16 protein-coding genes and 1 pseudogene are annotated in these 25,334 nt (G+C 59.6%); 10 read left to right on the forward strand and 7 right to left on the reverse strand.

Annotated features, from left to right (window positions below; translation table 11 throughout):
* Positions 1–46 precede the first annotated feature (46 nt).
* On the reverse strand, positions 47–823 hold the full coding sequence (locus CO657_RS07190; protein ID WP_012557423.1) for a competence/damage-inducible protein A: 777 nt from the start codon (positions 821–823) through the stop codon (positions 47–49).
* Between the two features lie 373 nt (positions 824–1,196).
* On the opposite strand from CO657_RS07190, the pseudogene CO657_RS07195 reads away from it, so the two are divergent.
* The 3 genes and pseudogenes from CO657_RS07195 (at position 1,197) to CO657_RS07205 (ending at position 6,126) form a co-directional block, all read left to right on the forward strand.
* Positions 1,197–3,191: pseudogene (locus tag CO657_RS07195) on the forward strand (hypothetical protein).
* 759 nt (positions 3,192–3,950) lie between these two features.
* Positions 3,951–5,882 (forward strand): hypothetical protein, encoded by a 1,932-nt coding sequence (locus CO657_RS07200; protein ID WP_054185761.1) that lies wholly within the window; start codon positions 3,951–3,953, stop codon positions 5,880–5,882.
* Between the two features lie 25 nt (positions 5,883–5,907).
* Positions 5,908–6,126: a hypothetical protein gene (locus tag CO657_RS07205; protein ID WP_003587075.1), complete on the forward strand. Its 219-nt coding sequence runs from the start codon at positions 5,908–5,910 to the stop codon at positions 6,124–6,126.
* 483 nt (positions 6,127–6,609) lie between these two features.
* On the opposite strand, the gene CO657_RS07210 is transcribed toward CO657_RS07205, so the two are convergent.
* Positions 6,610–6,966, reverse strand: coding sequence for a VanZ family protein (locus tag CO657_RS07210; RefSeq protein ID WP_054185762.1), 357 nt, complete (start codon positions 6,964–6,966; stop codon positions 6,610–6,612).
* Between the two features lie 191 nt (positions 6,967–7,157).
* Here CO657_RS07210 and ilvA point away from each other — a divergent pair, with 191 nt between their 5' ends.
* The 5 genes from ilvA to CO657_RS07235 all read left to right on the forward strand — a co-directional run bounded on the left by ilvA (position 7,158) and on the right by CO657_RS07235 (position 18,183).
* Complete coding sequence (ilvA, locus tag CO657_RS07215; RefSeq protein WP_054185763.1) at positions 7,158–8,408, forward strand: threonine ammonia-lyase; 1,251 nt, start codon at positions 7,158–7,160, stop codon at positions 8,406–8,408.
* A 37-nt stretch (positions 8,409–8,445) separates the two neighbouring features.
* Complete coding sequence (locus CO657_RS07220) at positions 8,446–8,772, forward strand: HlyU family transcriptional regulator (RefSeq protein WP_003587069.1); 327 nt, start codon at positions 8,446–8,448, stop codon at positions 8,770–8,772.
* A gap of 254 nt (positions 8,773–9,026) precedes the next feature.
* Positions 9,027–10,298, forward strand: coding sequence for a GGDEF domain-containing protein (locus tag CO657_RS07225; protein ID WP_082366371.1), 1,272 nt, complete (start codon positions 9,027–9,029; stop codon positions 10,296–10,298).
* A 180-nt stretch (positions 10,299–10,478) separates the two neighbouring features.
* Entirely contained in the window at positions 10,479–11,669 is a 1,191-nt protein-coding gene (locus CO657_RS07230; protein WP_054185764.1) for an MFS transporter, read from the forward strand.
* A gap of 742 nt (positions 11,670–12,411) precedes the next feature.
* A complete protein-coding gene (locus tag CO657_RS07235; protein ID WP_128715527.1) occupies positions 12,412–18,183 on the forward strand; it encodes a calcium-binding protein in 5,772 nt (1,923 codons plus the stop codon).
* A 102-nt stretch (positions 18,184–18,285) separates the two neighbouring features.
* On the opposite strand, the gene CO657_RS07240 is transcribed toward CO657_RS07235, so the two are convergent.
* Positions 18,286–19,062: a glucose 1-dehydrogenase gene (locus tag CO657_RS07240; RefSeq protein WP_054183291.1), complete on the reverse strand. Its 777-nt coding sequence runs from the start codon at positions 19,060–19,062 to the stop codon at positions 18,286–18,288.
* A gap of 160 nt (positions 19,063–19,222) precedes the next feature.
* Between CO657_RS07240 and CO657_RS07245 the strand changes: the two genes are divergently transcribed.
* A complete protein-coding gene (locus tag CO657_RS07245; RefSeq protein ID WP_054183290.1) occupies positions 19,223–19,795 on the forward strand; it encodes a TetR/AcrR family transcriptional regulator in 573 nt (190 codons plus the stop codon).
* 52 nt (positions 19,796–19,847) lie between these two features.
* Here the strand turns inward: CO657_RS07245 and CO657_RS07250 are convergent, their stop codons facing one another.
* Positions 19,848–20,462, reverse strand: coding sequence for an FMN-dependent NADH-azoreductase (locus tag CO657_RS07250; protein WP_054183289.1), 615 nt, complete (start codon positions 20,460–20,462; stop codon positions 19,848–19,850).
* A 137-nt stretch (positions 20,463–20,599) separates the two neighbouring features.
* Here CO657_RS07250 and CO657_RS07255 point away from each other — a divergent pair, with 137 nt between their 5' ends.
* On the forward strand, positions 20,600–21,568 hold the full coding sequence (locus tag CO657_RS07255) for a LysR family transcriptional regulator (RefSeq protein WP_054183298.1): 969 nt from the start codon (positions 20,600–20,602) through the stop codon (positions 21,566–21,568).
* A gap of 33 nt (positions 21,569–21,601) precedes the next feature.
* Here CO657_RS07255 and CO657_RS07260 read toward each other — a convergent pair whose 3' ends face one another.
* The 3 genes from CO657_RS07260 to CO657_RS07270 all read right to left on the reverse strand — a co-directional run bounded on the left by CO657_RS07260 (position 21,602) and on the right by CO657_RS07270 (position 25,286).
* Positions 21,602–23,590, reverse strand: a complete 1,989-nt coding sequence (locus CO657_RS07260; RefSeq protein WP_054183288.1) for a bifunctional 2',3'-cyclic-nucleotide 2'-phosphodiesterase/3'-nucleotidase — start codon at positions 23,588–23,590, stop codon at positions 21,602–21,604.
* Positions 23,591–23,917: 327 nt separating this feature from the next.
* Entirely contained in the window at positions 23,918–24,319 is a 402-nt protein-coding gene (locus tag CO657_RS07265) for a PilZ domain-containing protein (protein ID WP_003587053.1), read from the reverse strand.
* Between the two features lie 85 nt (positions 24,320–24,404).
* Positions 24,405–25,286 carry a DMT family transporter gene (locus tag CO657_RS07270; RefSeq protein ID WP_054183287.1) on the reverse strand — a complete coding sequence of 294 codons (882 nt, stop codon included), beginning with the start codon at positions 25,284–25,286 and terminating at the stop codon, positions 24,405–24,407.
* Positions 25,287–25,334: the final 48 nt, after the last annotated feature.

Genomic DNA, 25,334 nt, shown 5'->3' on the forward strand with positions numbered 1-25,334 from the left:
GCTCCTTGACGGGGATCAAGCTTGATCCCCGGTTCCGGCATTGTCCTCAAGCCTCGGCGGAATGGTTTTCGGCGATGTCCTTCCTCTGGCGGATGGCGTCGATCATGTCTTGCACCGCGGCGCCGGCCGCATCGATTGCCGCCTGCGCGCGGCCGCGAACAACGATCTCGGTCGAGAATTTCTGGCCGATATAGCGGGGGTAGGAGCCGATGCTGGTCTCCGGGTGGGCTTTCTGGATCGCCGTCAGGGGCGTGCCGATCTCGCCTTCGCCGTAAGGGCAGGCGATGGCAAGCGAGAGCACCGGCGTTCCGGTTCGAAGCGTCGGCAGCACATTGTCGACCATCGCCTGGAAGACCTGCGGCACGCCGGCCATCACATGGACGTTGCCGATGATGAAACCCGGCGCCGTCGACACCGGATTGGCAATATGGACGGATCCGCGCGGCATGCGCGCCATGCGCTGGCGCGCCTCGGTGAATTCCATCTCGCGGCGACGGTACATATCGGCCAGCAGCGTCATCGCCGTTTCGTCATATTCGCACGGCACCCCGAAGGCCTTGGCGATGGCATCGGCGGTGATGTCGTCGTGCGTCGGCCCGATGCCGCCCGATGTGAAGACGTAATCATATTTGCCGCGAAGCGCGTTCAGCGCCTCGACGATCGCCTCCTCATCGTCGGCGACGATGCGCACCTCCTTGAGATCGATGCCTGAAAGCGTGAGCAGATCGGCGAGGTGGCCGATATTTTTGTCCTTGGTGCGGCCGGAAAGAAGTTCGTCGCCAATGGCGAGCATGGCGGCGGTAACAACGGTGGCGTGGCTCATGGGATGTTCCGTGATGTGAGGCTGGTGAATAGGTAGCGCCCTTCGGCCGCTTTGCAAACACTCGAGCATGATGCCGAAGAGCGAAGCGTCTTCCGGAATCGTGGTCCATCTCGCTCCCACTAATAAATTCAATCGTTTACGCGACGGCTGCAGGTCTCTCTTCGTCAATAATTGACAAATGGGAAAATTTCCCATTTATGCCGAGCGGTGCCAGCGGCGGCTGGGAGAATGATCCCTCCGGCCTTGGCGATCGAGAGCGAGCCGTGACTGGTCGTCGCCGTGTCGAATTTCATTCCGATCGGAGGGTTCGCGAGCTGCATCGATGCCGCTGATGAAGCGGGAAGCGCAATAGGTGAGAGGAATACATCCGGTCATGACTGTCGTTGCCGCCTGGCTGGTCATTGCAGCGATTTTGCTGTTTGGCCTGACCCTCAATCGCGCTCTGGTGCTTTGGTTAAACCGCGGCGTTTATCCGCCTGTTCGTGACGCAACGGATCTGCTCTTAAGCGGTATCTTGCCGGGGATCGCCCTCGTCGGTGGTTTGGCAACCGCTCTCGGAGTGATCCATCTGCTGCGCATAGAAATCGTGCTGCCTCTTGCCGCGATTTTAATGATCTGGCGACGGAACGATGTTCTGGCGATTTTTGTCGATTTGCGCAATCTGGCGGTGATGGGTGTGTGGGCGACTGCCAGGGGCAATCCGTTTCCCCTTTTGGCGTCCGCCGCATTGATTGGCTTGATTGGGGTAATGTCGGTAACAGCGCTTTTCCCGGCAGGATCAGCGGACGTTTGGGCTTTTCAGATTCCGCTCGCGCAAAGCATCGTTTCCCATGCTGGATTTGTCACGCCGCAGATAGACAGCAATTTTTACGGAAACATACCGCTTTTCTTCAATGTGCTTTTCGCCAGTGCATTGCTGTTCGTCGATCACTGGCTGGCGGCGGGTCTGATGAACGCGGCGATTTTCCTCGGATTTTTGTTATTGCTCACAAGCTGTTCGCACCGCTGACGGGCGGCTGGATTGTTGCTGGTTTTCTATCTGATCGCGTTCCAGGGCTTTTTTACACCAGGCGCGGCAGTTTCTCTGACAGACCTTCCCAGATCCTGTTTTTCGGTTGCAGCCGTCCTTTATCTTTGGCGCTACCTTGAGACTAGCAGGCCCTCCGAGATCGTCTCTTGTGCTTTGCTCTTGGGTGGGGCAGTCGGCGGCAAATACACCGAGCTTCAGATGGTTGGCTTGATCGGTTTGGCGCTCTTGCCGTCGATCTATCGCGGCAAAATATCGTTTTCGCTTTTTTTGACCTGCCTGGCCGCGTTCTTATCCCTTGCGGGCTACTGGTACGTCAAAAATCTCATCGTGCTCGGTAATCCTATCTATCCTTTCATCTTCGGGCATCCCGGACTTTCAGACCAGTGGATGGCGGACTACAGGCTTGAACTCGGCCGTGCTTTCGATCCGGCAAACCGGGTTTTCGTGACCGATCTGACGACCCGCCAGGGCTGGCACGACTTTTTCTTCATCCTGCATGATTGGTTTCTGGATCGCCGGCAATATGCGACCGTCGCTCTCATCCTGATCATTGGCGCGTTGCTGGTGTCGTTCAGAAGGATATTTGTGCTCGTAGCGACAACTGCGGCGATGTTCATCATCTGGTACGCCGTCATGTTCAATCATATCCGATGGGCGACGCCGGCCTATTTGTTATATTTTTCTACCGCTTACATCGGCGCGAGCTTGATTGTGGAAAAAATGGCAGTGAGCAAATCCGCTCAGCCGGGTGGGGTTGTGTTTGCTGTGTCCGGACGCGTGCTGGCCGGACACAGGGCCATCAATGGCCATTTGGTTACGTTTGCAGTGGCGGTTATCGCTCTTGTGGTTTTCTGTCGTCCTGCCGTCAAATTCATCTACCGCCCCAATCGGCAGCCATATTCCTGGATGGAGCAGGGCGTCATGGATGTCCTGATCGGTCGGCAAAAACTCGATGATTTTCTTGGGGCCCAGCGTGAAGGCTACATCATCTATCGCTATGTCGCGGCAAATGATTTGAGGACCGTATTTCAACCGTTCGACACGGGCAGCACCTTATATGAGGCCGCCTACACGGGCGGCAGAGATAAGGGATGGTTGCTGCCGCCCTATATATTTCCTGACTCCGAAAATGACGTGGACGCCTTCGTCAAACGCGACAACATCCGGTACTTTATCCGCGAGACCGAGAAACAGCCGTTGTTGGCCGATCGCATCGGCGCCGCCAAGTTTGCGTTGGCGGAAAAAACCATATCGCGAATGTTGCCGGACTCGACTTTGCTGCTGAAAGACGGGTTTGGATGGGAACTGTACCGGTTCAACGGTTTTCCCTCGCAATGAAACCCACAGGCCTGCGGTGACGCCCATCGTCTCATCGGTGGCCTGATATTATGGCATATGGTGCGGACGGCGGGGGTCGAACCCGCATAGCCTAGGCCGAGGGATTTTCTTACCGCTACGGCTTTCGCCGCCGCCTTCCGGCGTTTGTGGTCTGGACTATACCTTCACCCTAGCGTCTGCCTTAGGTGCTGCCCGTCTAGTCTCTACACCTTCCCCTTGCGGGGCTTGGCTCGGGATTGCCATCTGACAGGTTTCCCCGACTTTGAGCAGTTCTACATCAGGCGTTTCCGCCAGTGCACTCAATTTTGGTTTAAGTCCCTTGTGTCTACCGATTCCACCACGTCCGCGTGGTTCTCCCTGCTAACAAAGAGAGGCGGCATTCTCAACCGATATTCAGTGGCGAGGTGCGATTCCGTTTAAACGCTGGAAACCCTCCAGCACCTGGTCGCTCGAATGTCCAGCTGCGTTCGGGAGTAAAGCGACGCTCCGGCGCGCCGATCAAAGCTCCGACAAGCAACTGCACATTAGGAAACCTTAAAGTAACGCTATGCCCATGCAGAGCGCGACAGTCGATTGTGAAATTTCCTCCCGGTCAGCGTAGAAAACTTACCACAACCCTTGCGACAGAAGCTTGTTGAATTTCGCAGGACATTGGGACAAAGTGCTGGCTGGGGTAGAGTTCGTGATTTTTACTGTTGCAATACGTGCACTTCACTTTTCATTGTGAGCGCCGGGACATGTGGTGACTTAAAAGGCAAAATGGCTTTTGTTCTGAAGACCTTCGGGAGGCTGCAGCTCGTCGACGAGGAGGGGAACGCTGTCGCGTTTCCCGAGAAAGGCCTGCTGCTGCTCGCCTATTTGTTTACAACCGATCAAGGTTCGGCGGATCGAACGACCTTGGCTCGCTTCCTTTGGGGCGAGGCCGACCGGGACGTTGCACAGTCGACTTTACGGAAGGTGATTTCGAGAATTAAGGCCCGTCAGATCGATCTCGGGGTAAACATCCTTTCATCTCAGGGCAACGTGCTCACTCTCGACCGGGGGGCACTGTCGTCCGACATGCTGCTGGCCGGCGAGGGGGAAGAGGTTGAGCCGTTCTCCCGGCTGAGACAGCTGGTGACGCTGATGAACCAGCCTTTTCTCGAGCCGGTTCACAGCCATAGCCGCCAGTTTCAGCATTGGCTCGCCGAACGTGAAAATTACCATAACGAGCTTCTCGCCAATACTTTGAGAACGGCCTCGCAGCTGGCCCAGTCGCGAAAGGACGCCGAGCTCCTGAGGAAGGCCGCGGTTATCCTGTTTCGGACCGAGCCGAAGGATCCCGAGACGCTGCAACTGCTCATAAAGATCTTCAAGGCGGAAGGGGAAGTCGAATTACTTCGGAGCTATTTTGAACAGCGGCGCAGTGCGACATCGAAAGGCAGCGCCGCGCGCACCGGATCCGACGACGGTGATGCGAAATTCCTGCGCCCGCCATCCGCGTCGTCAACGGCGAAACTTGAGGCCTCTCTTCCCCTTGAGCCCGAAGATATCCGCATTGCCATTCCCCGCCTGGTGCTGCTTCCCCCCAGAAATCAATCCGCTCGGCCACAAGCCGGTTTCTTAGCCGCGTCTTTGGTGGAGGATATCACGATCGGATTTTGCGTCTTCAACAGCCTGGAGGTCATAGCCCCGTATTCGGCGGTTCAAATCGGCCACCAGGTGGAGACGCAGAAGGCTTTCTTCGAACGCCATTGCGTCAACTACATCCTCGACACCCGGATCAGCAATATGGGCGATGAGGTGACGCTCTTTGCCCAACTGATCTTTTTCGATCAGAATCAGATTGTCTGGGCCGAAAGGTTCAGTCTCGATCGTATGGATCTCGCCAGAGACAGAAGAGTTGTTGCCCGGCAGATCGCTCTTTCCGTATCCAGCGAAATCGAGCGTCATGAGGCGTTGCGCGAAGATCTGAACCCGGTTGCCTACCACAGATATCTTGTCGGCAGGCGGCACCTGGCGCGGCTGACGCTTCCGAACCTGCGGCGCGTCCGCAAGGAAATGAAGGCGGCGCTCAGCGTCAGCCCCGATTTCGCACCGGCGCTAAGTTCGATGGCGCGGACCTACTCCAAGGAATGGTTGCTGACGGCCCGGGGAGATATCGATCTTTTGCAATTGGCGGAGACCTTCGCCAAGCAGGTCACCGGGATGCGCTCGGACTTCGCTGACGGCTATCGCGAGCTCGGCGTCGCCAAATTACTGCAGGGCGCGTTCGATGAAAGCGCCGAAGCCATGGAAGTGGCGGAAAGCCTCGCGCCACACTACGCCGACGTGATTGCCGACTACGCCGACACGCTGGTTCATTGTTCGCTCCCGGCCATGGCATTGCGAAAGATCGAACGGGCAATCGAGCTGAACCCGCTCGGTCCCGACACCTATTTCTGGACGGCTGCGGGAGCAAACTATGCCCTCGGCGAATTCGAAGCTTCGCTGGACTATATCGGGCAGATGGCCGATCCTCATTTAGCGGATAGGTTGTCCGCTGCAAATTGGGCCATGTTGGGTCATCAGGACAAGGCGCGGATTTTCGTAAGAAGGTTTCGTGAAGGCAATCCGGACTTCGATGTGGACAAGTGGTTGTCCGCAGTACCAAGTAAAGAGCAATGGCATAAAGATCTTTATCGTGAAGGCCTGAAGAAAGCTGGATTTTAAACATCAATCGTTAGAGGGCAAAAACATGGCTACAGTTGTTGTTATTAGTGTTGATGGTCAAGACGGGCTCTGGGTCGCTGATCTGGACGCAGGTACCGTATTGCCGCTCCCGGCCCCCAAGGCGGGCGGCCTGAAAGTGGTGACCGATCTTCGCGCCACCGGCGCGACGGTGACAAAGGGCGTGAATGTGGCTGTCACGGTCAAGTCTGCGGAAGCGGCCTTCTCCGGCCATTATGACGGCTAGACTTGATGATTGGCGCCATAGCGCCGTTGCGTTCCGGATTGCGATCTTAGGAATTCGTGCACAAGCGCGAGAGACGGCGAGGGGGTATTGACCTCTTCGCCGCCGAGCACCAATCCGGCGCTGCACTGAAGGGATCATAGTCGTTCCCAGTGCCGATCAAGTGTAACGGATCTCAGCGACAGTCTATCGGCCCTGGCAATACGGGGCTCGATTCTGCTTGCCCATACCTGCATAATACCGGTTGAATATGCATATATATTGTGGATATAAGCGTGTTATTGCTTGACAAGAGCATTTTCGGTGTAAGGATTGCGCCGCGGCGGTTGAGTAAGTGTTGTCTTGTGGGAGTAAGGCGATGGTTTACGATTGGACTGGTGCCAGGGTTCGGCGCATCCGGATATTCAAGACCAGTGTCGCGCTTGTTCTGGGAACCGCGATTGCTGCAATACCGCTGTTCTTCTGGGCCGTGGAGTTTCGCGGTTTCTAGCCTGAGATAATCAGCGTCTCGCGCCATCTATTGATAACCCAGCCGGCCAGCAGTCCGATGGCGGCGCCCATGGCCTTGATCCCGGCATCATGCAGGCGCGGATGGCGCGTCGGCGAGAGATACTGCAGATATTCGATGGCGACGGTACCAGCGATCAGCAATACGGCCACCAATTTCCACTGTTTCGGATAGGCGAGCGCAAAGGCGAGGCCGACAAGAATATAGGCGCTCGCGCGGTCGGTATCGACAGTCGTAACGGTCTCCGGCCTCAGCCCGATCGGCGAAACGGTGACGAAGATGATGAAGGCGAGCAGCAGCCAGGCGAGCGGCCTTGCGAATTTGAACAGGATCATGGCTTCATATTTAGTCGCTCGCCTTTTCATTGACAGTTAAAATCAGTTCATGTGCCGCCAATTTCGCGGTTGGCTTAAGAAAAGCTTTCGCAAACAGGCCTGGGCCGAACCGTAAACGGCTGAAGCGGCCTTTCCTGTGCCGGCCGGCCTGTGCGATAGCGGCGGTATCATGACGAGAATGGATCACGCCCGTGACGAGACTTGATGTCGAAAGTGCCGAAGAGGCAATGCGCAGCCTTTTTCCGGCAACGCCGCTGCAGCTCAACGATCATCTCTCGGCGCGTTATGGGGCCGATATCTGGCTGAAGCGCGAGGATCTATCGCCGGTGCGCTCCTACAAGATCCGCGGCGCCTTCAACTTCTTCCGCAAGGCGATCGGGCAGGGTGCTTCCGGCAAGACCTTCGTCTGCGCCTCGGCCGGCAATCACGCCCAGGGCTTCGCCTTCGTCTGCCGCCATTTCGGCGTGCCGGGCGTCGTCTTCATGCCGGTAACGACGCCGCAGCAGAAGATCGACAAGACCCGCATGTTCGGCGCCGAATTCATCACCATCCGGCTGTTCGGGGATTTCTTCGACCAGTGCTACCAGGCCGCGCGCGACCATGTCGAAGCGGTCGGCGGCGTCATGGTGCCGCCCTTCGACCATGCCGATATTATCGAAGGGCAGGCGACGGTCGCCGCCGAGATCATGCAGCAGCTGCCTGAGGGAACGGTGCCTGACATGGTCGTCCTGCCGGTCGGCGGCGGCGGTCTTGCCGCCGGCATCACCGGTTATCTCGACGGTACCGTGCCGAAATCGGCCTTCGTCTTTACCGAGCCCGCCGGCGCACCGAGCCTCAGGCGCAGCATCGAGGCAGGTGAGGTGACGACGCTTGCCAAGGTCGACAACTTCGTCGACGGCGCTGCCGTCGCCCGCATCGGCGACTTGAATTTCGCCGCTCTTCGCGATTTCCCGGCAAGCCAAGTGCAGCTGATGCCGGAGAACGCCATCTGCGTCACCATCCAGGAGATGCTGAATGTCGAAGGCGTCGTGCTGGAGCCGGCAGGCGCTCTGTCGCTGACCGCGATCGCTGCGATGGACGCTCAGGCGATCCGCGGCAAGACCATCGTCGCCGTCGTTTCCGGCGGCAATTTCGATTTCGAGCGCCTGCCTGACGTTAAGGAAAGAGCCATGCGCTACGCGGGGCTGAAGAAGTACTTCATCCTCAGGCTCGCCCAGCGCCCGGGCGCGCTTCGGGATTTCCTCAATCTGCTCGGCCCTGACGACGATATCGCCCGCTTCGAATATCTGAAGAAATCGGCGCGCAATTTCGGCTCGATCCTGATCGGCATCGAAACCAGGGCGCCGGAGAATTTCGCCCGGCTGATCGGAAATTTCGAAGCCGCCGGCATGGGTTACGAGGATATCACCGAAAACGAGATCCTCGCCAACCTGATCATTTGACTTGGCGACAGCAATGCCATCGTGCTAAAGGCGGATCATGGCTTCGTTCCTTTCAAATCTCTTTTCGATGTTCTCCGGCGGCGGCAAACCGGCTTCCGAGGCGGCAGGCCCTTCCGGCGAGCCGCAGCTTTACAATGATTGCACGATCTATGCGGAGCCGCGCAGGGAAGGCAGCCAGTATCGCCTTGCCGGCCGCATCGAAAAGAAGGTCGGCGACGAGGTGCTGGTGCGCAATTTCATCCGCGCCGATCTGTTTTCCTCCTCCGACGACGCGCTCGAATGCACGGTGCGCAAGGCGCAGCAGATCATCGATCAGCACGGTTCGTCACTCTTTGGTGACGGTGAGAAGCTTCGTCAGGTCTGAGACCGGGATCCGCTGCATTCATACGTGATACCGGCCGCAATTATTCTTGTTTTTCAATCCTGTGACGCGGCGACACCGTCGCGGATCGGCATTTCGCTCACGCAATCTTAAAGGATTGCAGTCAAAGCTATCGCCTGCAGCATATGCAGGGCCGCCCTCGTGTTTGACTTTTTCGGACAATCGACCAAAGCATCCGCTGTCGCGACCGTTGCGCCCGCATTCCGTCCAGGGCGCCGGCCTGAAGCCGGGGTATGGTGATGGAGACGCTCAACCTCGCTCTTTTCGTCGTCGAAGCCGTCGCCTATTTCGTGCTGATGGTGACGCTTCTGCATTTCCGTCATCGGCTCGGGCTCGGGGTTTTCCTGACGGCGCTCGGCGTCATGCATTTCATGGAAACCTATCTGGCGGCGGTCTTCTATGTCTCGCTGCCGTTCGGCGATGTGTCGCCGGGCTCGTCGGTCTTCTTCTCCGGCAAGTTGATGATGATCCTGATGCTTTACCGGCAGGAGGATGCCGCGACGGTGCGCCAGCCGATCTATGGCCTGTTCCTTGGTAACCTGCTCACCGTCGGCATTGCCTGGGTGCTGCAGCTGCACCTGCCGCTGCAGATGTCGCCCGCCCACACGCCTGATGTCGATTTCCTGCAGGAGATGGGCTGGCTGATGGTCTGGGGCACGGCGCTGCTCTATGTCGATTCGCTCGGCATCATTCTGCTTTACGAAAAGCTCGGCGATTTCTTCCGTCGGCGCGTCGTCCTGCGTTTCCTGATTTCGGGCTTCGTGCTGCTGACCTTCGACCAGATCGGCTTCTTTGCGGCGCTGCATTATTTTCTGGACGTGCCGATCGCCGCATTCTGGGCAGGTTGGAAGGCGAAAATGCTTGCCGTCTGCCTCTATGCGGCAATGTTTGCAATCTATGAATATCGTATTCGCCGCGGCGGCAAGGCCGTCTCCGCGCGTTCGATCAGCGACGTATTCGGCGACCTGACGTTCCGCGAGCGCTACAACGATCTTCTGGAGCGTACCGGTCGCGACATGCTGACCGGCGTCTATGATCGGACGCGCATGGAGGTGGAGGCGCCGCTGATGATGCGTGAGGCGCTGAGGCAGGGTCTCTACGCCACGGTGCTCATCATCGATGCCGACCACTTCAAGGATGTCAACGACGGCTATGGGCATCTTCAGGGTGACGAGGTGCTGAAGGCGATCGCCGCCCGGCTCGGTACGACGCTGCGCTCGAGCGACCGCATCTTCCGCTTCGGCGGCGAGGAATTCGTCGCCGTCTGCCCAGGCACCGATCACGCGGAAGCTTTGCTGCTTGCCGAACGGCTGCGCTGGACGATTGCCACCAGCGTCAAGACGCCGGATGACAAGCCGGTGACGGTCAGCATCGGCGTGGCGACCGCCGACGAGGACGGCGTCGATTTCACCGCCGTGCTGACGGCTGCCGACGGCAGGCTCTACGCGGCAAAGAAGAGCGGCCGCAACTGTGTGGTCGGCCGTTCCGGTGTCGTGAAACTCGGTTGACCCGATCAACGCAGTGCGTCGGTTGCCGGTGTTTGTGATGTTGCATAAACCGAAACATCTGCCGCCGACATCATGATTTTTCAATATGTTATAAGGACAATAAAAACGGGTTGTTAGCCTGTTGCAAACGTGATCTCCATTGCCGCAATGGATGAGCTTTCCTGCGAGGGGCGTGGAGACATGAGTGATACAGCTGTGCGAACGAAGGTCGATGGCGGCGAATTTGCCGTTTTGTGCATCGGCGGATTTCTTCTGTCGATCGCCTATGGCGTGACCTTTCTGATCCCGGTCCTGGTGGGGCAACGCGGCGGCAACGAGGCGCTCGCCGGCCTGATCATTTCGGCCGCGACCGTCAGCACCGTCATTCTCGTGATCCTGTCCGGTCACATCGCCGATGCCATCGGCTCGGCGCGGGCGGTGGCGGTTTCAGCGCTCTTTCTGGCGGCGTCAGGGCTGGGATTTGCCACGGTTCCCGCGGCCGGGTTGAGCCTGATGACCGTCGGTTTCGTCCTCGGCATCGGCTGGGGCACTTTCTATGCGCTCGGACCAATTCTGGTCGCGGCGATCACCGAACCCGAGCACCGCATCAGGTTCTTCGCCCTGCTGTCGGGATCGATGATGTCGGGCATCGGCGCCGGACCGATCATCGGCCGCATTGCCACCGGCTGGTCCTTGCCGATCGAGACGGCCTTCGCTTTTGCATTCCTCTCCAGTCTCGCCGGCGGCGCGCTTTATTTCCTGCTGCATCTCAGGCTGACCAATGCCGGCAAGATCTTGCCGCATGTCAACAAGATCTCCTTTGCCGCAGCGCGTCAGGTGATCCGGTCGCGGGCGATCTATTCCATCGCCATGGTCGGCATCGGCGGCGCGATTTTCGGCGGGCTCTCCAGCTTTCAGACCAGCTACGCCAAGGCGCACGGTTTCGATTATTCGCTGTTCTTCATCGGCTTCATGTCCGCCGCCATCCTGAGCCGGCTGTTCGTGGCGGGATATGTGGTCAAGAAGGATCCATTCTATTCGCTTCTGGTGCTGACGAGCCTGACGCTGGCATCCATCCTGCTGTTCCTGGTGGTGACATCAAATCAGCTGGCCTACCTCGGAGCCGCGGCAATGCTGGGCCTGGGTTATGGGCTGACCTATTCCGTCATCAACGGGCTGGCAGCAAATGAAGCGCCGGCGGGTCTCATGCCGCAATCGCTTCTCCTGTTCTCGCTGTCCTATTTCATCGGCGTCTTCGGCTTTCCGCTGATCGCCGGCAACCTGATCGTTTCCTCCGGCATTGAAGCCATGCTGCATGTCCTGCTGCTGCTTGCCGTCGCCAATTTGGCAATCGTCCTGTTTCGTGTGGCCCGCCGCGCAAGGAACCGCTGATCGAGGCCGGGTAAGTCCGACTTGCCCGGCCCCAGTTCACTCACGCGGCGCGGAAAACTCGATGTGCGGGCCATGTCATGCTGGTTATCTCGCGATTACGCTCGGCATCATTCCGGCTTTCGATTGTTATGAAATAGTCCGGAAGAGTGCGTGGAGACAGGTTCGCCTTTGTCCCGGCTCGCCGACAAAATTCCAATCTTGCTGCATGAATTGGCGTCAGCGCTTGCCGCGGCGGCGGACCGTGCAAAACATTATTGGATATTTTTTCGGGGACGAAATGTGCTGCACCCGAATTTCTCATTCATTGAATGAGAAGGTTTACCTTAAAAATCTGACTTCAATCGGAAATAGCGGTTCAACTCGGTCGTCATTGGTTGGGGTTGAGATACGGCAGGCATAGGTTTCGTGCGCTGTCAAGATTTTAAATTAAAAGTTGCATCTGGGTTTCTGTCGCCGTAACGATTGCGGGAACTGTTCTGGGGGGGATGCGGTGCTTGGATAGGAGCAGCCTGACAGGTATCGGAATGTCTGGCCACTTTAAGCGGCGCGTTATTTCTTGATGTATAATCAATGCATTGGCGCTCCGATCTTGCGCTCAAGCCCGGCATGTCCGCGGAGGTTTCCGCACGACCGATCGAACGGTCCTCTCCTATCTCATGAAGCCAATCCGCAACCATGTCGGCACGTGTTTCGGGACGAATAACATCATTTCTTTTCATTGTTTGAATCGCTAGGGGCTAAGATGGCAGTTATTACGGGGACGGCAGGTAATGACACTTTGAATGGCACGACCGGAGAAGACCAAATCTCCGGCCTCGACGGCAACGATGTCCTGATCGGGGGCGCCGGCGCCGACCAGCTGATCGGCGGAGCCGGGATGGATATCGCCAGCTATGCCAATACGGCCACTGGGGTCACTGTTAATCTGAAGACCGGCGTCCACACCGGCGACGCCGCCGGTGACACCTTCAGCAGCATCGAGGCATTCGCCGGCTCGACCGGCAGCGACACCTTCGTCGGCAATGGCACGGTCATCACCTTCAATGCCGGCGCCGGCGCTCTGGATACCATCGACTATTCCACCTCGGCCGAAGCCGTCAACGTGACCCTTGGGGCTGCCTTTGTGACGACGGTTGCAACGGGCGGCGATGCCGAGGGCAACAGCCTGGTCAACTTCGAGCGGGTCATCGGCACAGCCTTCGCCGATACCTTGGCCTCTTCCACGGCTGGACATAACCTCGTCGGCGGAGCGGGAGACGATATCTATCTGGTCGACAACCAGGGCGTCACCATCGTCGAGGCCGTTGGCGGGGGGATGGACGAGATCCGCACCTCGCTGGCAACCTATGTGATGGGCTTCGCCAATGTCGAGCGGCTGACCTTCACCGGCACCGGAGCCGTCAATGTGACCGGCAATGGCGCCGACAACATCATCACCGGAGGCGCGGGGGACGATACGCTGTTTGGCGGCATCGGCACTGACGTGCTGATCGGCGGCATCGGCAACGACGTCCTCATCGGGGGCGCGGATGCCGACCAGTTGATCGGCGGAGCCGGGATGGATATCGCCAGCTATGCCAATACGGCCACCGGGGTCACTATTAATCTGAAGACCGGCGTCCACGCCGGCGATGCCGCCGGCGACATCTTCGACAGCATCGAGGCATTCGCCGGCTCGACCGGCAGCGACACCTTCGTCGGCAATGGCACGGTCATCACCTTCAATGCCGGCGCCGGTGTTCTGGATACCATCGACTATTCCACCTCGGCCGAAGCCGTCAACGTGACCCTTGGGGCTGCCTTTGTGACGACGGTTGCAATGGGCGGCGATGCCGAGGGCAACAGCCTGGTCAACTTCGAGCGGGTCATCGGCACAGCCTTCGCCGATACCTTGGCCTCTTCCACGGCTGGACATAACCTCGTCGGCGGAGCGGGAGACGATATCTATCTGGTCGACAACCAGGGCGTCACCATCGTCGAGGCCGTTGGCGGGGGGATGGACGAGATCCGCACCTCGCTGGCAACCTATGTGATGGGCTTTGCCAATGTCGAGCGGCTGACCTTCACCGGCACCGGAGCCGTCAATGTGACCGGCAATGGCGCCGACAACATCATCACCGGGGGCGCGGGGGACGATACGCTGTTTGGCGGCATCGGCACTGACGTGCTGATCGGCGGCATCGGCAACGACGTCCTCATCGGGGGCGCGGACGCCGACCAGCTGATCGGCGGAGCCGGGATGGATATCGCCAGCTATGCCAATACGGCCACCGGGGTCACTATTAATCTGAAGACCGGCGTCCACGCCGGCGATGCCGCCGGCGACATCTTCGACAGCATCGAGGCATTCGCCGGCTCGACCGGCAGCGACACCTTCGTCGGCAATGGCACGGTCATCACCTTCAATGCCGGCGCCGGTGTTCTGGATACCATCGACTATTCCACCTCGGCCGAAGCCGTCAACGTGACCCTTGGGGCTGCCTTTGTGACGACGGTTGCAACGGGCGGCGATGCCGAGGGCAACAGCCTGGTCAACTTCGAGCGGGTCATCGGCACAGCCTTCGCCGATACCTTGGCCTCTTCCACGGCTGGACATAACCTCGTCGGCGGAGCGGGAGACGATATCTATCTGGTCGACAACCAGGGCGTCACCATCGTCGAGGCCGTTGGCGGGGGGATGGACGAGATCCGCACCTCGCTGGCAACCTATGTGATGGGCTTCGCCAATGTCGAGCGGCTGACCTTCACCGGCACCGGAGCCGTCAATGTGACCGGCAATGGCGCCGACAACATCATCACCGGAGGCGCGGGGGACGATACGCTGTTTGGCGGCATCGGCACTGACGTGCTGATCGGCGGCATCGGCAACGACGTCCTCATCGGGGGCGCGGATGCCGACCAGTTGATCGGCGGAGCCGGGATGGATATCGCCAGCTATGCCAATACGGCCACCGGGGTCACTATTAATCTGAAGACCGGCGTCCACGCCGGCGATGCCGCCGGCGACATCTTCGACAGCATCGAGGCATTCGCCGGCTCGACCGGCAGCGACACCTTCGTCGGCAATGGCACGGTCATCACCTTCAATGCCGGCGCCGGTGTTCTGGATACCATCGACTATTCCACCTCGGCCGAAGCCGTCAACGTGACCCTTGGGGCTGCCTTTGTGACGACGGTTGCAACGGGCGGCGATGCCGAGGGCAACAGCCTGGTCAACTTCGAGCGGGTCATCGGCACAGCCTTCGCCGATACCTTGGCCTCTTCCACGGCTGGACATAACCTCGTCGGCGGAGCGGGAGACGATATCTATCTGGTCGACAACCAGGGCGTCACCATCGTCGAGGCCGTTGGCGGGGGGATGGACGAGATCCGCACCTCGCTGGCAACCTATGTGATGGGCTTCGCCAATGTCGAGCGGCTGACCTTCACCGGCACCGGAGCCGTCAATGTGACCGGCAATGGCGCCGACAACATCATCACCGGAGGCGCGGGGGACGATACGCTGTTTGGCGGCATCGGCACTGACGTGCTGATCGGCGGCATCGGCAACGACGTCCTCATCGGGGGCGCGGATGCCGACCAGTTGATCGGCGGAGCCGGGATGGATATCGCCAGCTATGCCAATACGGCCACCGGGGTCACTATTAATCTGAAGACCGGCGTCCACGCCGGCGATGCCGCCGGCGACATCTTCGACAGCATCGAGGCATTCGCCGGCTCGACCGGCAGCGACACCTTCGTCGGCAATGGCACGGTCATCACCTTCAATGCCGGCGCCGGTGTTCTGGATACCATCGACTATTCCACCTCGGCCGAAGCCGTCAACGTGACCCTTGGGGCTGCCTTTGTGACGACGGTTGCAATGGGCGGCGATGCCGAGGGCAACAGCCTGGTCAACTTCGAGCGGGTCATCGGCACAGCCTTCGCCGATACCTTGGCCTCTTCCACGGCTGGACATAACCTCGTCGGCGGAGCGGGAGACGATATCTATCTGGTCGACAACCAGGGCGTCACCATCGTCGAGGCCGTTGGCGGGGGCACGGACGAGATCCGTACCTCGCTGACAACCTTTTCAATGGCGAACTACACCAATATCGAGCGGGTGACCTTCACCGGCACCGGGGCAGTGAACCTGACCGGTGGCGCCGGCGATGACATCCTCACCGGAGGCGCGGCCAACGATATCCTGGACGGCGCTGGCGGCAACGATATCCTGATCGGCAGCGGGGGCGCCGACCAGCTGATTGGCGGCACAGGGACGGATACCGCCAGCTATGCCAACGCGGCGGCTGCGATCACGCTTAATCTGAAGACCGGGGTCCACACGGGCGACGCCGCCGGCGACACCTTTACCGGCATCGAAGCATTCGAGGGATCGAACTTCGACGACACCTTCTTCAGCTCGGCTTCGGCGGACACTCTGAATGGCGCAGCAGGCACGCTGGATACGATCGATTATTCGCTCTCCAGTGATGCGGTAAACGTCGACCTGACGACCAACATCGTAAGCGGTGGCGATGCGGCGGGTGACGTTCTGGCCAACTTCGAACGGGTCGTCGGTTCTTCTTTCGCCGACACCCTGGCCTCTTCGACTTCTGGGCACGCCCTCGTCGGAGGAGCGGGAGACGATATCTATCTCGTCGGCAACCAAGGCGTGACGATTACGGAGGCCACTGGCGGGGGCACGGACGAAATCCGCACCGCGCTGGCAACCTATTCGATGGCGGCTTTCGCCAATGTCGAGCGGCTGACCTTCACCGGTACCGGCAACGCGACCCTGACCGGCAATAGCGGCAATAACGTCATATCAGGTGGAACCGGCAATGATACGCTGATTGGTGGCGCCGGCGCCGATCAACTGATCGGCGGGGCCGGCACGGATACCGCCAGCTATGCCAATGCAGCGGCCGCAATCACGATCAATCTGAAGACTGGCGTCCACATTGGCGATGCCGCCGGAGATACCTTCAGCAGTATCGAGACGTTCATCGGCTCTTCCTCCAAGGACACCTTCGTCGGCAACGGTACGGCCGTCACCTTCAACGGCGGTGTCGGCACCGACACCGTCAGCTATTCCTCTTCGGCTGCAGCGGTCAGCGTGATCCTTGGGGCGAGCGGCGTGACGACTATCGCATCGGGCGGCGACGCCGAGGGCAACAGACTCATCAGCATCGAGCAGGTCATCGGCTCGGCCTTCGCAGACACGCTCGGCTCGACCGCCACGGCCACCCAGACGCTGCAGGGCGGCGGCGGCAACGATACCTATGTCGTCAGCTCCCAGAACATCGTCATCACCGAATCGTCAGGCGCCGGCGACGACGAGATCCGCACCACCGCGACCTCCTACTCGATGGCGGCCTACGCCAATGTCGAGCATCTCACCTTCACCGGCACCGGCAACGCGACCCTGACCGGCAATGCCGGCGACAACGTCATATCAGGTGGAACGGGCAACGATACGCTGATCGGCGGTGCCGGAGCCGACCAGTTGATCGGTGGTGCCGGGACGGATACCGCCAGCTATGCCAATGCGACAGCCGCGATCACTCTCGATTTGAAGACCGGGGTCCATACAGGTGACGCCGCCGGCGACAGCTTCGACAGCATCGAGACGTTCATCGGTTCGAACTTCAACGACACCTTCTTCAGTTCAGCTTCGGCGGACCATCTGAATGGCGGAGCGGGCACTCTGGATACGATCGATTATTCGCTCTCCAGTGATGCGGTCAATATCAACCTGACGACCAATGTCGTCAGCGGTGGCGATGCAATGGGTGATGTTCTCGCCAACTTCGAACGGGTCGTCGGCTCTTCCTTCGCCGACACTCTGGGCTCTTCGACATCAGGACACGCCCTCGTCGGAGGCGCGGGAGACGATATCTACCTTGTCGACGCCCAGGGCGTGACGATCACGGAGGCTGCTGGAGAGGGGACGGACGAGATCCGCACCACGTTGACAACCTATTCGATGGCGAACGACACCAACGTCGAGCGGCTGACCTTCACCGGCACCGGCAACGCAACACTGACCGGCAACACCGGCGACAACATCATCACCGGCGGCACCGGCAATGATACGCTGAATGGCGGCGGCGGAGCCGATCAGCTGCATGGCGGCAGCGGCGATGACACGCTCTTCAGCGGCACTGGCGATTTCCACCTCTATGGCGACGACGGCAGCGATACGTTGAACCTGATATTGGGCCAAGGCTTCGCCGATGGCGGCAATGATGGCGACACCTACCATGTGAACATGGCTCTTGCTGCGACAATCAAGGACACCGGTGTCGGAGGAAGTGACGCCGTGTATCTGGACAGGGTTCTGTCCTTTGCGGATTTGGATAACATGAGAGTGGGGGATGATCTTGTTCTTCAATCTCATGCCGACGCGACGGCCGGCACAGGCTATGAAAACGCTACGGTGATACTGCAAGACTGGTACGCCGGAGCAAACAGCATCGAGTTCTTCTACCTTGCGGATGGCACGCAGGTTTCGGGAACTCTGTTCAGTTAAGTTTGGCCTGAGGCAACGCAGCCGCAGGAATAGCGGTTGCGTTGCGCTCGAAGTAAACTTGTCATCAGGCGAGCTTGCCTTTCACAGGCAGCCCCAGTTCACTCACGCGGCGCGGAAGATCTTGGCGCCGGACGGGGCACTCGTCATGCCGCCGTCGACGGTGATCTCGATGCCGGTGACATTGGCAGAATCATCCGAGGCCAGGTAGAGCGCCGCCTTGGCGATTTCGTCGGCTTCGCTCATCCGGCCGAGCGGGCTCATGCCGCCGATGCGGGCTTCGAGCGCCGACATCGCATCTTCCGTCTGGGCCATCGGCGACCAGATCGGCGTCTTCGTGCCGCCGGGTGTCACCTGATTGACGCGGATGCCGCGCGGCGCGAGTTCTGAGGCCATATTGCGTGTCATCGCCCGGACCGCAGCCTTGGTCGCCGCATAGGCCGACCAGCCGGGAGCGCCGAGCACGGCGTGCACCGAACCGTTGAGAATGACCGAACCGCCGTCGCTGAGATGCGGCAGAGCCGATTGCACGGTGAAGAAGACGGCCGTCAGATTGGTGCTGATGATCTGATTGAACTGCTCCGGCGACGTGTCACCGAGCGGTGTCATGCCGCCGATGCCGGCATTGGCGAAGACGATATCGAACTTGCCGACCTTTGCGGCGGCTTCCGCAAAGGCCTTCTCGGTGGCGGCGGCATCGGTGACATCGACCTTCAACGCGACGACGCCCGCCCCAAGCGCCTTTTCGGCCGCGGCAAGCGTTTCGGGATTGCGGCCGGTGATGACGACCTTTGCACCCTCGTCGATAAAGACCTTGGCAGTCGCAAGACCGATACCGCTGTTGCCGCCGGTGATCAGCGCGACCTTGTTTCTTAGACGCATGATTCATGCTCCTCTTGGAAATAGCAACGATCTGGATTATGATCGTTATCCAGAAGGATTATGACTGTAATCTACGTGAGTCAAGGAGCATGATGCCGAAAAGTGTAAGCGGTTTTCGGCCGACATCATGCTCATTCAAAATTAATACGGGGAGATTCGTATGGGGCGTTCACAGCTGGAAAAACAGAAGACGCACGAGAAGATCGTCGAGACGGCCTCGAAGCGGCTGCGAGAGGAGGGGCTGGAAGGTATCGGCGTCGCCGACCTGATGAAGGAGGCCGGACTGACCGTCGGCGGCTTCTACAAGCACTTCGCCTCCCGCGACGATCTCGTCGCCGAGGCGATCCAGGCGGCTTCCGATTCATGGGGACGCAAGCTGGAGGCTGAAGGGATAGACCCGGCGAAGATGACGGCCGCCGATGTCGCCGACCGTTATCTGAGCGCCTATCATCGCGACAATCCCGGCGAAGGCTGCCCCTTCGCCGCGCTGACCTCCGACATCTCCCGCAGCGGCGACAAGGCGCGGGGGATTGCGACGCAGCGGCTCCAGCGCAATTTCCAGGCTTTGGCGAGCAAGGCGTCGGGGGCCGACGCGGAAAGACGGCGCAAGGCGGTCATCGCCTTCGCGATGATGGCCGGCGGTGTCGGCCTTGCCAGGATTTCCTCCGATGAGGCTCTGTCGGCCGAAATCCTCGAGACGGTCCGGGATTTTGTCGCTGCTATCGACAAATGACAACGGCCGGCGAATGCCGGCCGCTGCACTATAATAAGCGTTGAAGAACCGATTAAGCGGCCAGCGCAATTTCCTGGACGCGCATCTTGGCAGCGTCGATGGCCTTTTCGGCAGCTTCAGGACCGAAGGCGAGGCCTTCGACATAGATGGTCTCGATGTCGGTGATGCCGAGGAAGCCGAAAACCGACTTCAGGTACGGTACGGCGTGGTTCAAGGGGGCAGCCGGTCCCTGCGAGTAGACGCCGCCCGAGGTGAGCACCACGTAAACCTTCTTGCCGGTGAGCAGGCCAACCGGGCCGCTTTCCGTGTACTTGAACGTCAGGCCGGCGCGGGCGACGTTGTCGATCCAGGTCTTCAGCGACGAATAGATATTGAAGTTGATGAGGCCGGTGCTGATGACGATCGTGTCGGCGGCAAAGAGTTCATTGACGAGTTCGTCGGAGGTCTTGACGGCGGCGACTTCCTCGGCGGTGCGGGCCTCGGCCGGCTTACGGATCGCGCCGGTGAAGAGGTCGTCGATATGCGGCAGCGGGCTGGCGGCAAGGTCGCGGCGAACGAGAACGCTGCCCGGATTCTGGTTCTTCAGCTTCTCGGCGAGTTCGACGGCGATCGGCGTCGAGAGCGATTCGGCACGCGGGCTGGACGTCAGAAGAAGGATGGACGACATGGTGCATTTCCTTTCGAATTGGATTTGTCGGCCCGTTTTGGGAGGTGAGCCGCAGTCTCGAAGCGGAAAATAGGTCTGGCTTGCTATCGAAAAAACGGTGATAATGTCGATCGAAACTATCGATGGAATGGATGGATATGCTTCCGAACCCGACCTTGGACCAATTGCAGGTGTTTTTGACCGTTGCCGAGACCGGCAGCTTCTCGGCTGCGTCGCGGGCGCTGAACCGGGCTCAGTCGGTGGTCAGCTATACGATCGCCAATCTGGAGGCGCAGCTTGAAGTGCCGCTTTTCGAGCGCTCCGGCGCCCGCCAGCCAAAGCTGACGGAGGCAGGCAAGGCGATGCTGGAGGATGCGCGCCGTATCCTCGGCGATCTCCAAGTCATGCGGGCGCGCGTCAAGAGCCTGAAGGAAGGGCTCGAAGCGGAGGTCTCCGTCGCCATCAGCGTCATGGTGCCGTCAAAGGCCGTGGTCGACGTGCTCCACGAATTCCGCGAGATGTTCCCGTCCGTCTCGTTGAACCTCAATGTCGGTGAGCTCGGAATGGTCATGGATCTGGTCATGAGTGGCAAGGCGACGATCGGGATCGGCGGAGCGGTTCTGAAGCAGGACGATTCGGTCGTCACCGAGCGCATCGGCCACTCCTTCATGATGCCTGTCGCCGCGCCTAACCACCCGCTTGCCGGGCTCGACCGGTCGCTGACCCTCGGCGACGTGCGCGATGAGGTGCAGCTCGTCGTCACCGATGCGTCGGGCCTGACGAAGGGGCGCGATTTCAACGTGCTGTCCTACAAGACATGGCGCGTCAGCGATATCACCACGAAGCATCAACTGATCAAGGCCGGCCTCGGCTGGGGCGGCCTCCCGGCGTCGCTCATCCATGACGATCTCCTGAGCAGCGCGCTCGTCCATCTTGATCTCGATGCCTACGAACAGGGGGAGTATCCCATCTATTCGATGCGCCGGCTCGCCAACCCGCCCGGACCTGCCGCCACCTGGATGATCGACGCCTTCCGCGCCCGGCTTACCCATTGCCCGAGCCAGGCGGATTTCCACGCCCAGATCGCGGAACTGCGTGAACCCGCAATCCCGCTCGCGGCTGAATAAAGAAGGCGCGGCCGACGCACCTTCCTTTTATTCTTAAAGCACCAGCCTGAACTTCGAGAAGCCGTCGGCACCGTCGCCGGCATCTTCGATCTTGACGCTCTTGACCGCAGCGAGGAACTGCTTGGCCTTCGGGCCGCTCTCGAAGGTCGCGGTCGTGCCCGGCAGCGGCTTAAAGGTCCAGTTCGCATCGGCCGACGGATTGATAGTGCCCTGGTCGTGGACATAGCGGACGATGACGTCGCGGTTGGTGTCCGGCGCCTGGAAGATCACCTTATCAGCAGCGATCTCCGGGAAATTGCCGCCGCCGCCGGCGCGGTAGTTATTGGTGACGACCACGAATTTCTGGGCGGGATCGATCGGCTTGCCGCTGAAGGCCAAGTTCTGGATGCGGTTGGCATCCGGATTGATCGCCTTGCCGAAGGAATCATATTTCGGTGGCTGCGACAGGTCGATCTGGTAGGTCACGCCGTCGATGACGTCGAAATTATAGGACGGGAAGTCGTTGTTGAGCAGCGGCGCATCCTTCGAGCCGGCCTCGATGTGATTGAACATGCCGGCCGACATTTCCAGCCAGTTCTTCACCTGAGCGCCGGTGATGGCGACCGCCTGCACCGTGTTCGGGTAGAGGTAGAGGTCGGCGACGTTCTTGATGGCGATATCGCCGGCCGGAACGTCGGTATAGTAATCGGCGCCGCCGCGGCCGCCGGCCTTGAAGGGCGCCGCCGCTGAAAGCACCGGCAGATCCTTGAACGCGGTATCGGCCAGCATCTGCTTGATGTACCAGGTCTGGGCCTGGCTGACGACCTGCACCGAAGGATCGTCGGCGACGAGCGCGAAATAGGAATAGAGCGGCGCCGACGTCTTGCCGACGGGGGTGCGGACATAGGTGAGCGTCGCCTCGTGTTCGGCCTTTGCCGCCTCGACCACTTCCTTCTTGTCGGCGTAGTCTGCAACCACCTTCTTCTTGTCGTCGCGATGATAGATCGGCCGTGCTTCCGAGGTGAAATCGACGATCTTCCAGCTGTTGCCGTCCTTTTCGAGCAGCAGATCGATAAGGCCGAGATGCGAGCCCCAGAAGCCTGCCATCACGGCGGGTTTGCCATGAAGCGTACCTTTGACCGGATCGGCATTGGCAATGCCGTCCCAGCTCTTCGGGCCGGGGAAGACGAGATGCTGATGGCCGGTGAAGATCGCGTCGATCCCCTCGACGGCGGCGAGATGCAGCGAGGCGTTTTCCATCTTTTCGGACGGCGCGGCTCCGTCGATGCCGGAATGGGAAAGCGCGATGACGATATCGGCGCCGGCTTCCTTCATGGCCGGAACCCAGGCCTTGGCGGCCTCGACGATATCACGTGTCTGCGCCTTGCCTTCGAGGTTCTTGATGTCCCAGAGCATAATCTGCGGCGGCACGAAGCCGATGAAGCCGATCTTGACCGGGCTCTCATTGCCGGCGCCGTCCTTGATCTGTTTTTCCACGATGACATAGGGCTTGAAGAACAGATCGTCCTGCTTCGGGTCCGAGGCGAGCTGGCCTTTGGTCAGATTGGCGCAGACGAAGGGGAAGTTCGCGCCTGATAGCACCTTGAACATGAAGTCGAGCCCGTAATTGAACTCGTGATTGCCGAGCGTTCCCACCGTGTAGCCGAGTGTGTTCATCGCCTTGATCACGGGATGGACGTCGCCGTCCTTCATGCCGTGCTGGTAGGCCATGTAGTCGCCCATGGGATTGCCCTGCAGCACGTCGCCATTGTCGATCAGCAGCGAGTTGACGGCCTCGGCGCGGATATTGTCGATGATCGTCCCGGTGCGGGAAAGCCCCATCGTGTCGTTCGGCTTGTCGGCGTAATAATCATAGGGGAAGACGTTGACGTGAATATCCGTCGTTTCCATCAGCCGGAGATGCGCCTGGTTGGCGCTGGCGCGCGCGCTGAAGGGGTGCAGCAGCACCAGGGCGGAGGTGGCGGCAAGGCCGCCAAGCAGGGAACGGCGGCTCATCACACCCTCATCGAAAATGGAAGACATCGAAACTCTCCTTGAAGGATCATGCATCGTCCGGCCCGTCAGAATTAGGACGATTTGGCGAGGAGTACACTGCAAAAATGACAGGACGGCAAAACAATGAGTTGCAAGGGCGATGTGGTAATGAAATGCAATTTATGGTGCAGCGTTCCGGCTTAAATCCAACAGGTATCATGAGCAGAGGGCGTCATCGCGTAACGCCGCTATCGACATCAGGAACATCGGCGCCAGGCTGCCGCCGACGCAAGGCCCCGTTGCGCTCGACGTCAATGTCAACCGCAACGACTCGAGCGATCTCGGCCGCTCCTTCGGCGCAAAAGCGGCGCAGCCTTACGATTTCAGCGTCGACGGCGCCAAGGGAGATGGGCGGTCGCCGCTGGTCGCGGCTCTAAGCTGACGCACCGCCAGCACCGGCCGTATTTCCTTATGGAAAAAGCGGAAATAGGAGGAGACCTGTGCCCGCGCATTCGAATTCACGTCGAACTGGATGCCGACCCGGCCGTTGTGCTTCCAGCGGATAATGCCTTCGAGCAGACCGAGATTTTCAGCTTCGATGCGCACCTTGCTGCCGGAGGCAGCATGGAGCGGCGTCTTCGTCTCCAGGGCGGCGCCGGTCACCGACAGATTGAGAATGCGGGCATCAATTTCGCTGTTCAGATATTTGACGCTGCCGAAGACCCGGCAGTTTTGCCGGTCGGCCTTTCGCGCCGTGATTTTCAAGTTGCGGGTCATACTGTCTCCCTTGGATACATCAGGGGAGCATAGCGCCGGAAAATTGAAATGGTTTTAGTGGCTTGGCTAAAATTGCAATGAAACTTCAGTTGGCAACGGTGGCCCTTCGCCCCACCACATGCTCGCGCCAGACGGTGAAGATGCCGGCGGCAACGACGACGATCGAGCCGATGATCGTGTTGAGACTGAGCGTTTCGTCATAGATTGTCACGCCGATGATCGAGGCGTAGACCAGTGACAAATAGGTCAGCGGCTGGACGGCGGCGGCATCGAGAAGATCATAGGCGCGGATCAGGAAATAGTGGCTGGAAATGCTGGTCATGCAGACAAGCGCCATCCAGCCCCAGTCTCCGGGCGACATCCAGCTCCAATAGAACGGGCCGATGATGGTCATGGTGATGCCGCCGATGACGCCGGTATAGAAGAAGCTGGTCATCGCCGAATCGTCACGACTGACGAGACGGGTCGCGATGACATAGAAGGCGAAGTTGAAGCAGGAAGTGATAGCCAGAAGCAGTTTCACATCGAAAAACTCGCCTTCCGGCTTCAGGATCAGCAACACCCCGAAAAGTCCGGCGCCGATTGCCATCCACCGCCGCCATCCCACACGCTCGCCAAGGATCGGCATTGACAGCAACGCGATGAGGATCGGCGTCGCTGAAAAGATCGCTTGTGAACGGGCAAGGCCGATTATGGCAAAACAAGTGATGGCCAGAACCACCTGGACGGCGAGCAGGACGCCGCGCACCACCTGAAGAAGCGGGCGTTTGGTGCGGGCCGTTGCCTTGAGGCCGCCGCGCATCTTCGAAGCGAGGATGATCGTGAACAGCGCGAAGGCCCAGTAGCGGATCATCGTCACGAAGATCGGCGGGTAGGCAGACGCCAGATGTTTCGAGATGGCGTCCTGGAGAGAGAAGATGGTAATCGCCAGCAGAGCGAAAACATAACCGTGGGTCTTCGATGTCATGATATGCCGTTGAGCGGGAAACACCGAGAGTCTGGTCAGGCTTTCAGC

Origin of the sequence: Rhizobium acidisoli (assembly GCF_002531755.2) — a bacterium.
In the GTDB taxonomy this organism is placed as follows: domain Bacteria; phylum Pseudomonadota; class Alphaproteobacteria; order Rhizobiales; family Rhizobiaceae; genus Rhizobium; species Rhizobium acidisoli.